General features: G+C 48.9%; 20 protein-coding genes. 16 read left to right on the plus strand and 4 right to left on the minus strand.

Going from position 1 to position 18,794, the window contains the following annotated elements; all coding sequences use genetic code 11:
• The first annotated feature begins 498 nt into the window (after positions 1–498).
• On the plus strand, positions 499–1,257 hold the full coding sequence (locus tag HPS57_RS07365; RefSeq protein ID WP_172181677.1) for a LytR/AlgR family response regulator transcription factor: 759 nt from the start codon (positions 499–501) through the stop codon (positions 1,255–1,257).
• Positions 1,258–1,268: 11 nt separating this feature from the next.
• On the plus strand, positions 1,269–2,225 hold the full coding sequence (locus HPS57_RS07370) for a sensor histidine kinase (RefSeq protein WP_172181679.1): 957 nt from the start codon (positions 1,269–1,271) through the stop codon (positions 2,223–2,225).
• A 694-nt stretch (positions 2,226–2,919) separates the two neighbouring features.
• Here HPS57_RS07370 and HPS57_RS07375 read toward each other — a convergent pair.
• The 3 genes from HPS57_RS07375 to HPS57_RS07385 form a co-directional block, all read right to left on the minus strand.
• Positions 2,920–3,315 carry a PIN domain-containing protein gene (locus HPS57_RS07375; protein ID WP_172181681.1) on the minus strand — a complete coding sequence of 132 codons (396 nt, stop codon included), beginning with the start codon at positions 3,313–3,315 and terminating at the stop codon, positions 2,920–2,922.
• A gap of 1 nt (position 3,316) precedes the next feature.
• Positions 3,317–3,589 carry a hypothetical protein gene (locus HPS57_RS07380; RefSeq protein ID WP_172181683.1) on the minus strand — a complete coding sequence of 91 codons (273 nt, stop codon included), beginning with the start codon at positions 3,587–3,589 and terminating at the stop codon, positions 3,317–3,319.
• 169 nt (positions 3,590–3,758) lie between these two features.
• Positions 3,759–4,835, minus strand: coding sequence for a M20 family metallo-hydrolase (locus HPS57_RS07385; protein ID WP_172181685.1), 1,077 nt, complete (start codon positions 4,833–4,835; stop codon positions 3,759–3,761).
• 100 nt (positions 4,836–4,935) lie between these two features.
• Here HPS57_RS07385 and HPS57_RS07390 point away from each other — a divergent pair, with 100 nt between their 5' ends.
• From HPS57_RS07390 to HPS57_RS07410, 5 genes are all read left to right on the plus strand, one after another.
• Positions 4,936–6,744, plus strand: a complete 1,809-nt coding sequence (locus HPS57_RS07390; protein ID WP_172181687.1) for an AMP-dependent synthetase/ligase — start codon at positions 4,936–4,938, stop codon at positions 6,742–6,744.
• Positions 6,741–7,856, plus strand: a complete 1,116-nt coding sequence (gene prfB / locus HPS57_RS07395) for a peptide chain release factor 2 (RefSeq protein ID WP_135938452.1) — start codon at positions 6,741–6,743, stop codon at positions 7,854–7,856. Before HPS57_RS07390 ends, prfB begins: the two co-directional genes overlap by 4 nt.
• 101 nt (positions 7,857–7,957) lie before the next feature.
• Positions 7,958–8,110 carry a hypothetical protein gene (locus tag HPS57_RS07400; protein ID WP_172181689.1) on the plus strand — a complete coding sequence of 51 codons (153 nt, stop codon included), beginning with the start codon at positions 7,958–7,960 and terminating at the stop codon, positions 8,108–8,110.
• A complete protein-coding gene (locus HPS57_RS07405) occupies positions 8,110–8,613 on the plus strand; it encodes a CYTH domain-containing protein (protein WP_172181691.1) in 504 nt (167 codons plus the stop codon). The genes HPS57_RS07400 and HPS57_RS07405 overlap by 1 nt, the downstream gene beginning before the upstream one ends.
• A gap of 141 nt (positions 8,614–8,754) precedes the next feature.
• Positions 8,755–9,975 carry an aminotransferase class V-fold PLP-dependent enzyme gene (locus HPS57_RS07410; RefSeq protein WP_172181693.1) on the plus strand — a complete coding sequence of 407 codons (1,221 nt, stop codon included), beginning with the start codon at positions 8,755–8,757 and terminating at the stop codon, positions 9,973–9,975.
• A gap of 43 nt (positions 9,976–10,018) precedes the next feature.
• On the opposite strand, the gene HPS57_RS07415 is transcribed toward HPS57_RS07410, so the two are convergent.
• Positions 10,019–10,303, minus strand: coding sequence for a hypothetical protein (locus HPS57_RS07415; protein ID WP_172181695.1), 285 nt, complete (start codon positions 10,301–10,303; stop codon positions 10,019–10,021).
• Positions 10,304–10,456: 153 nt separating this feature from the next.
• Between HPS57_RS07415 and rnhB the strand changes: the two genes are divergently transcribed.
• The 9 genes from rnhB (at position 10,457) to nusA (ending at position 18,790) form a co-directional block, all read left to right on the plus strand.
• Complete coding sequence (gene rnhB, locus HPS57_RS07420; RefSeq protein ID WP_172181697.1) at positions 10,457–11,095, plus strand: ribonuclease HII; 639 nt, start codon at positions 10,457–10,459, stop codon at positions 11,093–11,095.
• Between the two features lie 685 nt (positions 11,096–11,780).
• Positions 11,781–12,320: a hypothetical protein gene (locus HPS57_RS07425; RefSeq protein ID WP_172181699.1), complete on the plus strand. Its 540-nt coding sequence runs from the start codon at positions 11,781–11,783 to the stop codon at positions 12,318–12,320.
• A gap of 97 nt (positions 12,321–12,417) precedes the next feature.
• Complete coding sequence (locus HPS57_RS07430; RefSeq protein ID WP_172181701.1) at positions 12,418–12,915, plus strand: hypothetical protein; 498 nt, start codon at positions 12,418–12,420, stop codon at positions 12,913–12,915.
• A gap of 449 nt (positions 12,916–13,364) precedes the next feature.
• Positions 13,365–14,144, plus strand: coding sequence for a DNA-deoxyinosine glycosylase (locus HPS57_RS07435; RefSeq protein ID WP_172181703.1), 780 nt, complete (start codon positions 13,365–13,367; stop codon positions 14,142–14,144).
• An 82-nt stretch (positions 14,145–14,226) separates the two neighbouring features.
• Positions 14,227–15,141: a helix-turn-helix transcriptional regulator gene (locus tag HPS57_RS07440; protein WP_172181705.1), complete on the plus strand. Its 915-nt coding sequence runs from the start codon at positions 14,227–14,229 to the stop codon at positions 15,139–15,141.
• Between the two features lie 2 nt (positions 15,142–15,143).
• On the plus strand, positions 15,144–16,019 hold the full coding sequence (locus HPS57_RS07445) for a helix-turn-helix domain-containing protein (RefSeq protein ID WP_172181707.1): 876 nt from the start codon (positions 15,144–15,146) through the stop codon (positions 16,017–16,019).
• Positions 16,020–16,093: 74 nt separating this feature from the next.
• Positions 16,094–16,735: a DNA repair protein RecO gene (gene recO, locus HPS57_RS07450; RefSeq protein ID WP_172181709.1), complete on the plus strand. Its 642-nt coding sequence runs from the start codon at positions 16,094–16,096 to the stop codon at positions 16,733–16,735.
• 224 nt (positions 16,736–16,959) lie between these two features.
• A complete protein-coding gene (rimP, locus tag HPS57_RS07455) occupies positions 16,960–17,427 on the plus strand; it encodes a ribosome assembly cofactor RimP (RefSeq protein WP_172181711.1) in 468 nt (155 codons plus the stop codon).
• Positions 17,428–17,524: 97 nt separating this feature from the next.
• Positions 17,525–18,790: a transcription termination factor NusA gene (gene nusA / locus HPS57_RS07460; RefSeq protein ID WP_172181713.1), complete on the plus strand. Its 1,266-nt coding sequence runs from the start codon at positions 17,525–17,527 to the stop codon at positions 18,788–18,790.
• Positions 18,791–18,794: the final 4 nt, after the last annotated feature.

Below are 18,794 nucleotides of genomic sequence, written 5' to 3' on the forward strand. Positions count from 1 at the left end.
ATATACTGAATAACTTGAGGTTGGCTGAGATGTGTATAAAGATTAGGACTTCAGTCATGGGGAGTTGAAAGTCCGTCAATAAAATGTGTGGCAGCGCCACACTCCTTTATGTTTGGTAAGTAACAAGACGAGACTACTATAATGGCAAAGATAAGCGGATGGCGTCAACAGATGTAGCATAAAGGAGTGTGGTTCCACCACACAGCGTTAGGGCACACATTCATATTTGCAGGGCTAAAGCCCGCAGTTACCATGAGGATTGTGGCTCCGCCACACCTTCTGAGGTATATTTGGTTATACTGCTTGCATAAGGTCTGTTGCTTAAAAACGGCTCCGCCACGCTTTCTGCGATATATTTGGTAGTTATAGCCATGTCTGAACATTTGTGGAATCCAATGTGTACATCCACCTTGTGAGGCATGTTGGGTTATAGCACCCTTACTGAGATTGTTTCCGGAAATGGATTTAAAAACAGGAAATACACATTAATATAATATCATGGTGAAATACCTTATCATAGAGGACGAGCCGCTTGCCTACAAGGAACTTAAGAGAATGGTCGACGAACTGCGTCCGGACTATCTCCTGACAGGGTGGGCACAGAGCGTCGCACAGAGCGTTGAACTGCTGAAATCGCAGGATTTTGACTTCATCCTTGCGGACATCTCGCTGGCGGACGGCTTGTGTTTCGAGATTTTCGAGCAGACAAAAGCGGATATTCCGGTGATTTTCACCACCGCCTACGATGAGTATGCGATAAAGGCATTCAAGGTAAACGGTGTGGACTATCTGCTGAAACCCTTTGAGAAAGAGGAACTTGCCCTTGCCCTCGAACGCTTCGAGCGCCGCTCCACGGTGACAAGCGCGTCGGAGAAAGTGGCACTCTTGAACGGTGATTACGCCTCTTCGATGCCGAAAAACCGCTTCCTTGTCCGGACGGGCGATGCCTATACTCATGTGCAGGCGTCCGACATCGCCTTCTTCCACAGTGAGGACAAGTACACGTTCCTCCACCTTTTCACGGGCAAACGCCACATCATCGACTATTCACTCGACAGACTCGAGGAACTTCTCGACGGCGAAATGTTCTTCCGCACCTCACGCAACTGCATCGTGAACATCCGCGCTGTCGTCCGCTGCACACGCCAGTTTGGCGGCAGACTGAAGCTCTATTGCCAACCGGAAGCCGATGTCTGCGGATTCGTCAGCCGCAGCAGAGCAAAGAGTTTCTTGGAATGGATTGACGGAATAATCTGAATCCCAAAGCCATGAAGCAGTACAGATACATCCTCCTGTTCATCATCGTTGTCTCAATCTCCTTTGTTCCGTTCATCGGCATATACAGCATAATGAGCGGAACGGAAGACAACATCCCTGAACGCCTTGCCATAAACATGCCCGTATGCCTTATGATATGCAGCCTTGACTACGTTGTCATAAGGATGATGTCCGGCATTCCGTCCCTCAGCAACTCCATGCGGCTGACGGCAGACATCATTGTCACGACAGTGGCGTGCGTCTTCATAGTGTGCTTCCTTAACTTCCTCCTCTCCGATTTCGGCATCCGCGAGCTTGTGAAGTCCGCCCTTCCCGCCGTTCCATGGAACTGGGTTGTCACGCTCCTCATAGAGCTTTTCTTCTACAACAACCGCCAGCAGGAGATGGAAAAGGAGAAGGCAAACTACCAGCTTGCGGCTCTCAGGAACCAAATCAATCCGCATTTCCTCTTCAACAGCCTTAATGTGCTTGCCTCCTTGGCATACATCGATGCGGAGAAGACCAACATTTTCGCCAAACGACTGTCGGCAGTCTACCGCTATCTCCTTTCCAACGGCGAGCGGACGACGGTGGGCGTGGATGAGGAACTGGAGTTTGTGCATAAGTATGTCTATCTTGAGCAAGTCCGTTTCGGCGACTCCCTGAAGGTGGAGATTGCCGACGGGCGAGCGGGAAAGGGCGGGCGGATAATCCCGGCAAGCATACAGATGCTTGTGGAGAACGCCATAAAGCATAATGTCTGCACTTCGGAGTCGCCTTTGGTTATAAACATCGTTGTCACGGACGACAGGATTACCGTCACCAACAATCTCCGTCTGCGCCAAAAAGTAGTATCCTCCGGAGTGGGGTTGAAGAATATCAGGCGGCAGTATGCCTTGCACAATCAGGCAATTTCTGTCGAATTCACCGACAAAACCTTCACTGTCACCCTGCCGGTGATGGTGTGAAATCAGGTAGGAAAGTGAAGGAAGCATGTGACAAATAGGTAGGAAAAATTGTATCAATATGCCTCAGAAAGTTTGGCGGAGTTGTTTTTCAGCAACAATCCCTACACAAACAGTATAACCACATATATCTCAGAAAGTGTGGCGGAGCCACAGCCCTCATGGTAACCACGGGCTTTAGCCCTGTGGATAGCAAGGTATGCCCTAACGTTGTGTGGTGGAACCACACTCCTTTTTATAATTTTATTAGCCATTAGGAGTAACGTGCGCTTTATATCAAGCATAAAGGAGTGTGGCTCTGCCACACAAGTTGTTCATGGATTCGTATAGCCCCATGACTGAAGTCAGGGGTTACCATGAGGGCTGTGGCTCCGCCACACCTTCAGAAAGATATTGGTGTATATGTTGTATAATGTGCTGTCATACAGTTAGTTCTTGTATGTAAATAGGTATTGGCTATATCCTTGATAACTAAATAGTTAGTAGGTGTAAAACAAAAGGTTACCTTTCATGATGCGAAAGGTAACCTTTTGCATGGTCAATCGTTACCTTTTACATGGTGAAAGGTAACCTTTTATTTTGCCGGTAATTATGGTTACTGTTTTAGAGGCTCAAGATAGGTGTCGAGAGCGTTGCGGAGTTCCGAGATTTTTATATGCTCATCAGTGGAGTGTGGTGTGAGAACCATGTTGTCAAATCAAAACTCCCAATTCTCCAGCCTTATATTGGGAATCCGTGAAAAATGCTTGGTATTTGCGGTCACCATGACCATTTTCTCCTGAATGGCAGTAGCCCCTATGAGCAAATCAAAGTCTTCGATGCGTGTCCCTTTGAGTTCAAGGTAGGCTCTGGTCTTTGCGTAAGTCGACAACTGGTTGCTGACGGGTATGACTTTGAATATTTCCATTACAAAGGAGACGTCATTGAAATGCTTTTGCTTGCCGCTTTTCTCTGCGCCAACAAGCAGTTCGGCAATGGTTATGTCCGAGACATAACAGTTTTTGTACCCTACTTTGGCGACCTGTTCCCTTACTTGTCTGTTGCCTTTTATCATTGCAATGCAGATGCAAGTGTCAATCAAATATTTGTCCATATCACCAAGGCTCTATTTCCCTGCTGCTCTTGGGATGGTTGTAGCGTATTTCGTTTGCGATTTCCTGTGCAGAGGCATCACCGCCAAAGTCTGAGCTGAATTTTGCAAAAACCTCATTCAGGTCGATGTCTTCTTTCTGCACCTCGTCTGCTTTGCTGTTAGGTCGCAGTGTTGCGAGTATTTTGTTCACCAGGTCAAACTTCTGGGTTGGTGTAAGCAGCGAATTGATTATCCGTGCATACATATCTACCTGATTTAATGATATATTATTCATGGGCGTTGGTTTTGGTGGCTGTTGAAAAGGGAATGCAAACCGGATGCAGCAAGAGTTTCCTCTCATTGCTGAGGTGCAGCTTGCCTTATGCAAAGATACAAACTTTTATCGGAATCAACAAATCTTTTGTCTGTTTTTTATTAACCGTAACCTTTTGTTTTGCATGTGATTATGAGTTCTGTTTCAAAAGCTCAAGATACGTGTCGAGAGCGTTGCGGAGTTCCGAGATTTTTATATACTCATCGGCAGAATGGGAGCGTGCGGACTCGCCCGGTCCGAGCTTGAACGACGGCCAAGGCATAAGAGCCTGGTCGGAGAGTGTTGGCGAACCGAAAGGCGTCATGCCCATTGCGATGCACCGCTTTATCAGCGGATGGTCGGTGGAGATGTGCGAAGAGCGCAGGTGAAAAGAGCGCGCCTTTATCTCAGAGCGCACATTTTTACCGATTTCATCGAATATTTCTTCGTTTGTATAGTGTTCGTTTGAGCGCACATCGATGACCATACGGCATTCGTCCGGCACAACATTGTGCTGCGTTCCGGCATTGATGACGGTGAGCGACATGCGTGTAGGACCGAGGAATTCCGACACTTTTTCAAACCTGTGGCTGCGAATCCACTGCATATCGTCCAACGCCTCATAGATGGCGTTGACGCCTTCGTTGCGTGCGGCATGACCCGATTTTCCGCGAGTCGTCATGTCGATGACCATCAACCCCTTCTCTGCGACAGCCGGCTGCATGCCTGTCGGTTCGCCGACTATGGCGACATCCACCTTTATCCCTCCGAGGACAGACGGCAGTTCGGGGATTATGCGCCGTATGCCGTTGATGCCCGACACCTCCTCCTCGCACGATGCGAGGTAGACAATGTTGTAGTCCCGCTCACTTTCCGCCATTATGCGGTAGACCTGCAGCAGTGTGACAAGCCCACCTCCGCAGTCGTTGCTGCCGATGCCGTAGAGCCTGTCCCCAACGATTTCAGGGGAATAAGGGTCACGAGTCCAGCTTGCCACAGGGCGGACGGTGTCGATATGCGCGTTGAGCATTATGGTCTTGCGGTCAGGACTGTAGTCCGGGCATACGAGCAAGAGGTTGTTTCCTGAGCGTATTGGCGACAGATTGCGTGCTGTCATCCACTGCTCCATGATGTCCGCGGCGGCGGTTTCCTCGCGGCTTGTGCGCGGAGTGGCTATGAGCCGGCATAGAAGCTCCACGGCTTCGGTGATGGTTTTTTCCTTGTCCATTATTCGTGTTTTGGTGCAAAGTTAGTAAAAAGTTTCCTTTTTTATTCTTCATTTTCGGAAAAAGATTGTAACTTTGTAGCAACTTAAATTATAATAAGGTATGCAGACTAACAGTCACCTCTCTGTTCTTGTCCGTGACCAGGCAGAGATTTACGGCAACAGGACAGCCCTTGAATACAAGGAGTTTGGCGGAAAAGAGTGGAAGAAAGTGTCGTGGAACACCTTCTCGGAGCAGGTCAGGCGTGTCTCTCTTGCGCTGCTCTCCTTGGGAGTCGGTGTGCAGGAGAAGGTGGCTGTATTCTCACAGAACACGCTGCAGTACGTGTACACAGACTTCGGAGCGTGGGGAATCCGTGCGTGCACGGTGCCTTTCTATGCCACGACGAGCGAGGAAGCCATACAGTTCATGGTCAACGACGCACAGATACGCTTCATTTTCTGTGGTGAGCAGGAACAGTATGACCGTGCCCGGAGGGTGCAGCACGTATGCCCTACGGTTGAAAAGCTGATTGTTTTTGACCGTAGAGTGAGGTTTTCGACCCATGACCCCTCATCTGTTTACTTCGATGAATTCGTCAAATTTGGTGATAATGCCGACTTTCTGGCGGAGTATGAAGAGCGTCTGGCAGCGGCAAACTGGGAAGATCTTGCCTGCATCCTTTACACATCCGGCACGACAGGCAACCCGAAGGGTGTCATGCTCACCCATGGGCAGTTCCGCGCAGCCTTTGTTGACAACCATAAAGGTCTTGATTTGAAGCCTGAGGACAGGGTGCTGAATTTCCTGCCTTTCGCTCATATCTTCGAGAAAGGCTGGGCATTGCTGGCTCTGACGGAAGGATGCACGATGATTATCAACACCAATCCGCACGAAGTCCAGGACGCCATGCGCGAGACTCATCCCACCTGCATGTCCTCTGTGCCACGCTTTTGGGAAAAGGTCTATACGGGCGTGATAGCAGAGATTGAGGCAGCAAATCCTATGAGACAGCGTCTGTTCCTCCATGCGTTGGAGATTGGCAGGCGGCATAACATCGATTATCTGAGCAAAGGCAAGCGTCCGCCTGTCACTCTGCAGGTGGAATACATGATGTTGGACAGGACAGTGTTCTCGATGGTAAGGAAAAGGCTCGGAATAGAACGCCCTCATTTCTTCCCGACGGCAGGCTCTTTTGTGTCACCTAAAGTGGAAGAATTCATCCATTCCATCGGTATTTTCATGATGGTAGGATATGGGCTGACGGAATCCCTCGCCACTGTCAGCAACGACCATGTGGACAAGCCGTACACAATAGGAAGCATAGGCAGGCCGATAGAGAGCCTTGACATCAAATTCTCGGAGGAAGGGGAGATTCTTCTGAAAGGCCCGACAATCACGAAAGGCTACTACAACCGCCCTGACCTTAACGAGGCGGCGTTCACTCCTGACGGATATTTCAGGACAGGCGATGTGGGCTACATGAAGGACGGTGAGCTTTACATCACGGAACGCATAAAGGATTTGTACAAGACCTCCAACGGCAAGTACATCGCCCCACAGCTTGTGGAGTCGAAAATCCTTGTCGACAAGTATGTGGAGCAGGTAGCTGTGATAGCCGACAAGCGCAAGTTTGTTTCTGCACTGATAGTCCCGAACTACCAATTACTGGAGAAATACGCCTATGAAAACGGCATAGAGTTCGCCGACCGTGAGGCGTTGTGCGCCGACAAGCGCATCAATGCGATGTTTGCCGAACGCCTGGAGACGCTCCAGCAGTCGCTTGCAGGATACGAACAGGTAAAGAAATTCACGCTTATGGCTCACCATTTCTCCCTCGAGAAGGGTGAGATAACCAACACGCTGAAGATAAGGCGCAATGTATTGAACAAGAATTATTCAGAGATAATTAAAAAGATGTACGAAGAATGATAACACTTGACCAACTGAAAGACATACAGGACAGGGCAGACGCCTTGTATAAGTACCTTGACATCGACAGGAAGAAGATGGAGTACGAAGAGGAAGACCTCCGCACTCAGGCACCTGATTTCTGGGAAGATCCTGTCCGTGCGCAGGAGCAGATGAAGCTTGTCAAGGGCATAAAGAAATGGATTGACGGCTACAATGAGGTGCGCACCGCTGCCGACGAGCTGCAACTCTCGTTTGATTTCTACAAGGACGAGCTTGTGACGGAAGAGGAAGTGGATGCCGCATACGAACGTGCCGTGAAGGCTATCGACGACCTTGAGCTGCGCAACATGCTCCGCCAGGAAGAAGACCCGATGGACTGTGTGCTGAAAATCAACTCCGGCGCCGGCGGCACCGAGGCTCAGGACTGGGCGGAAATGCTTATGCGCATGTACCAGAGATGGGCTGAGAAGGGCGGCTACAAGGTAACAATCTCCGACCTTCAGGAAGGGGATGAGGCAGGAATCAAGTCTGTCACGATGCAGATTGAGGGCGGAGAGTATGCCTATGGCTTCCTGAAATCGGAGAACGGTGTGCACCGTCTTGTGCGTGTCTCCCCTTACAACGCGCAGGGAAAGCGCATGACATCCTTCGCTTCCGTGTTCGTCTCGCCGCTTGTCGATGACACAATCGAGGTCTATGTCGACCCGTCGAAGGTCTCTTGGGACACATTCCGTTCCTCAGGCGCCGGCGGTCAGAATGTCAACAAGGTGGAGACAGGTGTGCGATTGCGCTATATGTACACCGACCCTGATACCGGTGAGGAAGAGGAAATCCTCATCGCCAACACCGAATCGAGGAAGCAGCAGCAGAACCGTGAGAACGCCATGCGCCTCCTCAAGTCACAGCTCTATGACCGTGCCATGAAGAAACGCCTTGAGGCTCAGGCTGCAATAGAGGCGGGAAAACTGAAGATAGAGTGGGGAAGCCAAATACGTTCCTATGTGTTTGACGACCGTCGTGTGAAGGACCACCGCACAAACTATCAGACAACGGACGTGGATGCCGTCATGGACGGCAAGCTGGACGGTTTCATAAAGGCATACCTCATGGAGTTCCCTGTGGTGGACTGACCGCGCAAGGATTGCCGTTGAGGCTTGTCCTCATGCAGGTTTGCAAGCCGGAATCAATGAATTGGAACAATAAACCTTAATAAACTAAAATACAGAAAACTATGTCACGCAACAAAAACAAAAGAGAAATCGGACGCGCCCGCAAGGCGGCACGCGACGAACAGCAGGGAAAGAATGTTGTCAATGCCATCTTCGGTGTGCTTGTAGCCCTTGCATTGGCGTTCCTAATCTATTTCGTCGTTGCAATCGGATAATGAGCGGACAGGAGATAGAACGTAAGTTTATGGTGAGGAAAGCCGGCGCGCCATGGCGCAGCCGGGCTTTCTCCGCCAGCCATATCCGGCAGGGCTACATGGCTGTCACCGGTGCAACGGTGCGCATAAGGGTGCGTGACGACAAGGCATTCCTGACCATAAAGGGACCTTCTGCCGACGGTGGGATGTCCAGATATGAGTTTGAGAAGGAAATAACCTTGGACGAGGCGCAGCACCTCCTTGACCTCTGCCGTGGCGGAATGATAGACAAGACGCGCTATCTTGTTAGGAGCGGCGCGCATACGTTTGAGGTTGACGAGTTTCATGGTGCAAACGACGGGCTTGTGTTCGCGGAGGTTGAACTGGGGAGTGTTGACGAACCGTTCGACAAACCTTCATTCATCGGCCCCGAAGTGACCGACAACAGGCATTATTATAATGTATGCCTGCTTGCCAATCCCTATCCGCAATGGAAGGAAGAGGTGCCGGAAGAGTACCGCTGACGATACGTTATGTAACAAAAAATGCCCTTCTGTCCATGGTTGACGTGGACAAAAGGGCAGGTGAGGTGTGTCTGTCTTGCAGATTGTTTTCTGTTGCTTGGCGGATGAATATCTGTCGTTGAACAAAAAAGGTAAAAAGAAATGTACGATATTTCAAAGGTAAGGGAGGAATTCCCGATACTTGGGCGTGAGGTCTACAACAAGCCCTTAGTGTATCTTGACAATGCGGCGACTACGCAGAAGCCGAGGGTTGTCATCGAGGCAATGACTGATGAGTACTACAATGTCAATGCCAATGTCCACCGCGGGGTGCACTATCTCTCACAGCAGGCCACCGATTTGCATGAGCAGGCACGTGAGACAGTCCGCCGGTTCATCAATGCGCGCTCCGTCAGCGAGGTGATTTTCACCCGTGGAACGACAGAGAGCGCGAACCTTGTCGTCTCCTCTTTCTCCGACGCCTTTATGGAAGAGGGGGACGAGGTGATACTCTCCGTCATGGAACACCACTCGAACATCGTCCCCTGGCAGCTGCAAGCGGCGAAAAAAGGCATAGCCCTGAAGGTCATACCGATGCACGACGACGGCACGCTTGACATGGAGGCCTACGAGAAACTGTTCTCTGACAGGACAAAGATTGTCAGCGTCACCCATGTCAGCAATGTCCTCGGAACAATCAATCCGGTGAAGGAAATAATCCGCATTGCACACGAACACGGTGTTCCGGTGATGATAGACGGTGCGCAGTCAACGCCACATTTCAAGGTCGACATGCAGGAACTCGACTGCGAATTTTTCACATTCTCGGGACATAAAATCTATGGTCCGACAGGCATCGGTGTGCTTTACGGCAAGGAAGACTGGCTTGACCGTCTGCCACCGTACCAAGGCGGCGGCGAGATGATTGAGAGTGTGACATTCGAGAAGACTGTCTTCGAGCGGCTGCCATTCAAGTTTGAGGCAGGCACTCCCGACTATGTGGCCACCCACGGGTTGGCAAAAGCACTCGAATACGTCACCGCCCTCGGCATGGACAACATCGCCAAGCACGAGCAAGAGCTCACCCGATATGCCATGGAAAGGATGAATGCCATCGACGGCATGGAGATTTTCGGTCCGAAAGATGCAGCCATGAAGGACGCGGTCATATCGTTCCGGGTCGGCGACATCCACCATCTTGACATGGGAACGCTGCTTGACCGCCTCGGAATAGCCATCCGCACCGGCCACCACTGTGCCCAACCGCTTATGGAACGCCTTAGAGTCAACGGCACGGCGCGTGCATCATTCGCACTGTACAATACCCTTGAGGAGGTTGACGCCCTTGTCGCAGGCATCGAAAGAGTGGCGCGGATGTTCTGATTCCACGCTTTTCCGCTTGCCCGGCATGGCTTTTCCACCAAGGTTATTCCGCCATTCGCTGCTTGCACAGCAGCAACGAACCCGCGAAAAGAGCAATGCTTGCCGCACGATAGACCATACCGAGGTCAGCAGGGAACACCATTGCGAAGAACGCAACCTGTGCCATTACCAGCGCTTTCGCCTGCTTTGCGGTGACGTTCTGCTCAAGTATGCCACTGTACCATGTGGCGATTGCAGCGAAAACCGTCTCGATTGAGTTTGCGAAATGCCGGATTTCGTTGCCTAAAGCAGTGGAAACATTTTCCTGAAGTGTAATCTCGTTGTTCATATTCTGTGTGGTTTTAATTATGGATATGCTATTGATGGTTATGCTAATCATGCTTTCCGAGTGCAAAAGTATAGTGGTTTTGTGAACGATAAGTTCACTCTTGAAAATTCTTAGTTAAATAACTCTAACATTTAAGCAAAATTAAATAAACCGATGCTCCTAAACCATTATTATGACGGTCTTGTCGAAGCAGGCTGCGACGAGGCAGGCCGCGGATGCCTTGCCGGTTCGGTTTATGCCGCCGCCGTTATCCTTCCGCCCGACTACCATAATGAGGAACTGAATGATTCCAAGCAACTTACGGAGAAAAGGCGTTACATGCTGCGCGAGCAGATAGAGCGTGACGCCGTGGCATGGGCGGTGGGCATTGTCACTCCTGAGGAGATAGACCGCATCAACATCCTGCGCGCATCGTTCCTTGCCATGCACCGCGCCATCGACGGCCTTGGCGTAAGACCCGAAGCACTGATAATCGACGGCAACCGATTCACGCCCTATTGCCCTCTGCTCCCTGACGGCAGCCGTGCGGAACAGCCATTGCCATACACGCCGATAGTGAAAGGCGACGGCAAATATCTTGCCATAGCGGCGGCAAGCATCCTCGCAAAGACCTACCGCGACGACTACATGAACACCATTGCGGAGGAATTTCCGCAGTACGACTGGGCATCCAACAAGGGCTATCCCACAAAGAAGCACCGCCAGGCTATTCAAGAATACGGCACAACGCCCTATCACCGCCTCTCGTACAACCTCCTCGGCACGGGCGAACTGAGCCTTGAATTCAAGTAGGGTGGAGGAAAGTCTGCGTGGCAGGGTGTGCACATCCGGCGGAGAAATGCCGCTGACGAGGTTGAATATTATATTATGTGTGTCCGGTAAAATATAATGCATCTTTAATGTATGTACGTTTATGCCGGGATACCTTTGTGCGGAGAACCGCGTCAGCGGTTGAAGAAAGTAGCCGTGGGTAGCACCCACGGAATACAAGAAACGCTCTGTGCGCGACCGGTTTATCGGTCGAATAAAATATCATCATCTACGTACTGTTCGACCGAGATTCGGTCGTTGTGCGGTGGCTGTTTTGCAATCCGTGGGTTGCTACCCACGGCTACTCTATTGCCACCGCTAACGCGGTTCGTAAGACAAGCCCCTGTTGAAGAATAACATTGTAAGATGCTATTTTTTTACATTTTATTTTGCTTTTTCAAAAAATATTCTTATATTTGCACGGTGAATGTTATTTCATTATTATAATGACAAAAATTAAATATTTGTATTATTATTGGTGTTATTTATTCACTAAAATATTCAATTAATTTAAATTAGTTTATCTATGAAAATTTTTAAAAATCTTACATTCATTAGCCTTGCGCTGTTTTTGTTTTCATGCTCTGATGAACAAGAGTCTTTGTCAAATCACGCATCTAATGCTGTTACGGTGGAAATTGTGCCATCCCAACCCTCACCTCGTACAATGGCAAAAACTCAAGACTGGGATAGTATGTTTATTTATAATGTTAGATATAAGGATATTTTAATGGATAGCGTGAAACTTTCACCATCGTATGCTTCGAAATTGATGACCGCTTCAGCTATTGGTGAAGTTCAGTACTTGACATTGAGAGGGTATACAGATATAGAGAAAAATCCAAATGGCAGAAAAGGGGGAGATAATTTTGCATGTATATTCAATTCGGAAGGCGCAAAGAAATTTGGCATGCCAGCTGGGACATATATATGCAGAGATGTCTATTTTATAAACAAATATCCTCTGCCTACAGAAGATTTCGTAGTTAAACCGAATGGAGGTGTTACTTCTGAAAATATGGGGTATATTCCAGGACAGAAACCTACTTATGGTTTTGAACTATTAAAAAGCGGTAGTACGATAGTGTGCAAGACAGAAGGTACACTTATATTGTCGGATGCAAGTGGTATAGAACTGAATAGAACTTATCCTGTATTAGCCGAGAACATGGAGTTTAATGTAAAGTATGTAATAGTGGATTTCTAATAGTAATCTGTCTATATGTAGTGTGTGGAATAATAGCTCAAATGGGTTCTGCCCTTATTGTGTAGCAATTGTAATGGGATTTAGCTGTCTGTTTTTTATGAAGCATAGGATATTTATTTTATTATGTTGCGCATTTCTGATTACGCTTTCCTCTTGCGAGAAAGAGTCAGAGCCGATAGTTGACGACACCACCACTGTGGAGACAAAGGCTCTCAGAGAACAGTATTCCGAGCAAGTCCAAGGCAGTTGGATGTCCGTTGTGGAGTCGGAGCTGACATATTTGGAGCAACACTACACCTTTGGTGATGACGGCAAACTGACAGGGCATGTCCTGCTTAAGTCCCGCGAGCGCGTCATGGTCAACGGTGAAAGCGTTCTGACCGACTGGGAGATTGTGGTCGATGAGGATGTCACAGGAACATGGGATTTGCGCTATATCTCCTCATTGCAGAAGAATACTCTGCACATGAAGGTGAACTCGGAATACGCATTCCAAGGAGTCATAGAGTTTGTAAGTGTGAGCGACTCATTCTTGGAAATCACATCTCCTTTTGCCATAGGAAGAATAATCAGGATGCAGCGAGTGACGGATTAGTCAATCCGCTGTATTATAATGCTTTACCAAAGGTTACCTTTTACTCAGTGAAAGGTAACCTTTGGTGTGTTAAAACGTCACCTTCCGTGCAGTCAATGGTCACCATTGGATTCTTTTGTCCCTATCTCCATCATTTTGTAATGATAGAGTATAAAATTCTTATTATCTCGTTTTGCTGCATAATGCTTTTATGGTTTCGTGTTTGCATCTGTTTCTGCTTGTAAGAGATAAAATTATGTTTTTTCAGTTCAGCATTTGATTTTTTTGAAAAACTCATTGATAATACAGAAAAAATCAGTAACTTTGCAAGTGGAATCTATCGCTCATGTTCTAAGTATATTGTTGATTTTCACTGATAAATATACTAAGTGCTTGAGAGGTTACCTACTTTCCAATGGATTTTATTATCTCTATTAGTTAAAGCATTAGAATAACCTAAATTATATACAATGAAAGGAAAGACAGAATTTACATATGATGAAATAGAACAGCTAAAGGTATTGATAAAGAAACTCCGCAATGCTGAACGTGACACACAAAAATGTATTAGAGGTAAGATGAGGAAGATTGGTTTCTATATCAGCGATTTCGGGAGCAGTGGTATGACTGTGGATATGCTGTACACTCTCATAAAATCAGGCGAGATAAAAGTAAAAGGGAAAAAGTGCAATGCCACCACAATGCCTGAAACGATAGTGAAAGTCAAAGAAAGCTTCGTTTCCACAGCCAATCATTCTCTAAAACAAGGGTTGGAACCTTGGGTTGGAAAAGAACCAAAAGTGCTTATTTTAGGAACTCTTCCTGGCGATGAGTCGATTAAGCAGCAATCATATTATGCAAATAAGAATAATTCATTTTGGGAGATTTTAAGGACAGTCTTTCCTGGATTTGAGGACTTAAGCAATAAGGATTTTGTTGCGGAAGTTGGCATAGCTCTTTGGGATTGCCTTTCTGCTGCATCAAGAAAAGGGTCGACAGACGCAGGTTTTGATGAAAAATCGCAAGTTGCTAATGACATTGCAACATTCCTTTCTCAACATCATAGTATCAAAATGATTGTATTGAATGGAAAAGGTAATCAGCCGAAGGGTACAAAAAGGACGTTTGAAAAATTCTTTCCTGATATCGATTTTCCATACATAGCTTTAGTTTCTACATCTAATGTCGCCAGCGTAACATTTGGAGAAAAAGTCAAAGAATGGTCTAAGATTAAAGAGCTTATGGTTTGAATATAAAGAGAAGATAGGTGATTTTGATTTATAATAAAGCTAATATTCGCCATCATTCACCACATAAAGAACATGAAGCTATATGCGCCACGACAAACTGGGACTGCAACTTGAACTCCTTCTTATGCTTACCGAGAACAGGCAGTGGACTGTCGAGCAGATGTGTGAGCATCTCGGCATCGGCAAACGCAACCTGTACTATTATCTGGAGTTCTTCAAGGGAGCCGAGTTCAACCTCGTGAAGCATGGGCGTTATTACAGCATCTCGCGGCAGTCGAAGTTCCTCTCGCGCCTTTGCGACATCGTGAAGTTCACCGAGGATGAGGCGATAATGCTGAAACTTCTCCTTGACGGAGCCGACGACAGGAGTGCCGTGGTGCGCTCCGTGAAGCAGAAGCTCGCGCGGTTCTATGACTTTGACATCCTCGAGAACGACCCTGTGCGCCGTCGTCAGGCACAGATTGCCAACAAAATCTATGAGGCGGTGAAGTTCCGCCGTGTCATCCTCATCCGCGGATACTCTTCCTCCCATTCTCATTCCGTCACCGACAGGAAGGTGGAGCCCTACCTCCTGATGAATGGCGGACGCGACTTGCGTGCCTATGAGCCACGGTCAGGGATGAACAAGACGTTTCGCATCGCGCGAATGGAGAGCGTCGAGATTCTTGATGAGGAGTGGGCGTATGCCAACCTCCACCGTCAGATGTTCAACGACTATTTCAATTTCGCCTCAGAGACGCTCACCCGTGTCCGCATAAGCATGGACAGGCTGGCGTACAATGTACTTGTTGAGGAATATCCGCGTGCGGAACATGACATCACCGAGGAGAACGGACGGTGGATTCTCTCCACGGAAGTGTGCTCGATGCTCGGCATTGGCAGGTTTGTCCTCGGACTTTATGACCATATAGACATCGTTGACAGCCCGGAGCTTGCCACCTATGTGAAGGAGAAAATTGCCGGATACGGCGAAAAGCAGGAAAGACATAACCAATAGAAATGAAGGAACTCACATTATTACCCATAAACATCAAGCGCTTCATGCGTTACTGCACGCCGACGTGCCACATCGACGAAGACCTTGTGCTGACGGATTTCACAGAACTGCCACTGCCTGGCGAGGCACGCAAGATGCAGTGCGCTTTCGCCGCAGTCTGTACAGGCGGTGAAGGACGCTACACCGTGGACACGGTGGAGCATAAGGTGAAGCCCAACGATGTGATAATCGTTGCGGTGGGGCAGGTGCTTGGCGACATAAAGACAAGCAAGGATTTCCGGGGCAGTGCGCTGCTCATCTCCCACGACTATCTGTACTCCGTCATCCGTGAGGTGCGCGATGTCTCCAACCTTTTCGTCATGTCGCGCAAGCGCCCTGTGGTAACGTTGTCGTCGGAAACCATGGCGGCATTCCTGAATTATCTTGCCATTCTGAGGGAAAAGGTGGGCGACACGTCGCATAAGTTCCGCCGCCAGATAGCGGGGACGGTGCTTGCCACGATGATTTATGACCTCAGCAACATCATCACCGACGAACAGCCAACGACAAGTCTTAAGGCGCAGGAGACCTTCGAGGCGTTCATACGCATGGTGGAGGGCAACTTCCGCCATGAGCGCCACATATCATGGTACAGCGGGCAACTGGGCATTTCGCCGAAGACTCTGCTTGAAGTGGTTAAGAGAGTGTCGTCGCGCACACCGAGCGAGTGGCTTGACATTTACACCACGCTTGAAATAAGGCTCCTCCTCCGCCATACTGCAAAGCCGATAGGGCAGATTGCCGAGGAGATGCACTTCAGCACACAGTCGGCTCTCGGTAAGTTCTTCAAGGAGCAGGTGGGCATGTCTCCGAAAGCATACCGCCAGTTTGAGGGCTGAGGAATATCATGACGGTGTTGCAGTATGGACGGTGCTGCACGTGATGTCATTGATAACCAGTAAAACACAATACGATGCTTGTAAAGACGAATGCCATAGTGCTCAACGCACTGAAATATGGGGATAAGAAGCTGATTGTCAATTTCTACACCGAACAGCTTGGCAGGGTGACCTCCGTAGTGAAGATTCCGCAGACCCAGCGGTCACGGCTGCCGAAGCAACTCTTCCAGCCGCTGACGCTCCTTGCCATGGAAATAGACTACCGTCCGCGCCAGCAGATGCAGAAGATTTCCGATGCGCAGCTCCTTGCGCCATGGCAGTCGCTGTGCTTCGAGCCGGCAAAGATAGCCGTGGGCATCTTCCTTGCCGAGATTCTTGCCTATGCGACACGCACGGAACAGTCTGATTTCCGGCTTTATGGCTTCGTGGAGACATCCCTCCAATGGCTTGACCTCGCGACGGAAGGGACGGCAAACTTCCACATAGCTTTCCTTGTGATGCTGACAAAGTATCTCGGGTGGGACATACAGCATGCTGACAACGCATGGCAGTTCGGCGAAATCATCGGCATGGATTATGGCAATATGGCGGCTTTCCCCCTCTCACGCAGGGAGCGGCAGGCACTGCTCGAACTCCTCGTGCGCTACTACCGGCAGAACATTCCGTCGTTCCCGGAGCCTAAGTCGTTACAGATAATGCGGCAGATATTTGACTGACAACACATGTTTTGTGTTAATGTTATTTAAATATATGCAGGCTTGGTGCTGTCAGTAGTGAAATTCTTAATAATAATGTGTAACTTTGCATACGTTCAGTGGAATGAGGGGCCTCAGCCGAGGTCTCTCATTCTTATTTTGGAAAAGGGAGGGACGCATACCGCCCAAGAATATGATGTGCACTCAGAAGCATGTTTTTCAGGCACACCTTATAACACATATATATGATAAACAAAGAAACAGTAAGGACATTGGTCAACGAGTGGCTCAAGGAAAAGGAGTATTTCCTCGTTGATGTGGAAGTTACCCCGGACGACAGAATCGTGGTCGAGATTGACCATAAGGACGGAGTCTGGATTGAGGACTGTGCGCAGTTGAGCCGTTTCCTCGAAGAAAACCTTAACCGTGACGAGGAGGACTATGAGCTGGAAGTGGGCTCGGCAGGTCTCGGACAGCCTTTCAAAGTCGTGCAGCAGTACATCAACTGCATCGGCGAGGAAGTGGAGGTGCTCCGCAAGGACGGCAAGAAGCATACGGGAATCCTCAAGTCCGTCGACGAACCGAAGTTCGTTGTCACAGTGAAGGAGAAGAAACGCCTCGAAGGACAGAAGCGCCCGCAGCTTGTGGAGACAGACCTTGAGTTCGACATGAACGAGGTCAAGCACACAAAGTATGTCCTGAAGTTCAAATAAGCAACCATTAACCCACACCCGCCGTGTGGGTTAGTTTCTGCCACGATGCACCGGCTGTGGCACAGGAAAAGGAAGAAAAGAAAACAAAAACATAAAAATGGCAACAAAATCAACTATTCAACAGCCCTCAATGATTGAGACCTTGAAGGAGTTCAAGGAAACAAAGAACATTGACCGCACAACGCTCGTAAGCGTCCTTGAAGAGAGTTTCCGCAACGTGATAGCGAAAATCTTCGGCAGTGACGAGAATTTCGATGTCATTGTCAACCCTGACAAGGGCGACCTCGAGATCTACATGAAGCGCACTGTTGTGGAGAACGGAGCCGTGCAGGACGAGAACAAGGAAATCGAACTGAAGGAGGCACAGAAGATTGACGCCGACTATGAGGTCGGCGAGGACGTGTCCGAATCTGTCGATTTCGCAAGCTTCGGACGCCGCGCAATCCTTAACCTCCGCCAGACTCTTGCGTCAAAGATTCTCGAATTGGAGCATGACGCTGTCTACAACCAGTACAAGGACCGCATCGGAGAACTTATCTCAGGCGAGGTTTACCAGACATGGAAGCGCGAGATTCTCATCATCGACGACCAGAACAATGAGCTTATCCTCCCTAAGACAGAGCAGATTCCAAACGACACCTTCCGCAAAGGCGAGACAGTGCGTGCGGTGATCCTTCGCGTTGACAATGAGAACAACAACCCTAAGATTATCCTTTCGCGCACATCCCCTATGTTCCTCCAGCGCCTTCTGGAGCAGGAAGTGCCGGAAATCACAGACGGACTCATCAAAGTACATAAGATTGCCCGCATCCCGGGTGAGCGTGCAAAGATTGCAGTGGAGACCTACGACGACCGCATCGACCCGGTTGGCGCATGTGTAGGTGTCAAAGGCGCACGTATCCATGGTATCGTGCGTGAGCTCAACAACGAGAACATCGATGTCATCAACTACTCCGCCAACACTAAAATCTTCATACAGCGCGCACTTTCTCCGGCAAAAGTCAGCAGCATAACCCTTGACGAGGAGAACCGCAAGGCAGATGTGTTCCTCGCACCGGAGGAAGTCAGCCTCGCCATCGGACGCGGCGGACTCAACATCAAGCTCGCTTCTCTCCTCACAGAATTCACCATCGATGTCTACCGCGATTCCGCTGACAATGAGGAGGGAGAAGAGGACATCTATCTTGACGAGTTCATCGACGAAATCGACGGATGGGTGATCGAAGCAATAAAGTCTATCGGCCTTGACACGGCAAAATCAGTTCTTAACGCACCACGTGAAATGCTAATTGAGAAGGCAGACCTCGAAGAAGAGACTGTCGACCACGTTCTCGAAGTACTCCGCGCTGAGTTCGAACAGTAAGAAT

This window comes from Palleniella intestinalis (assembly GCF_013166595.1).
GTDB lineage: Bacteria > Bacteroidota > Bacteroidia > Bacteroidales > Bacteroidaceae > Prevotella > Prevotella intestinalis.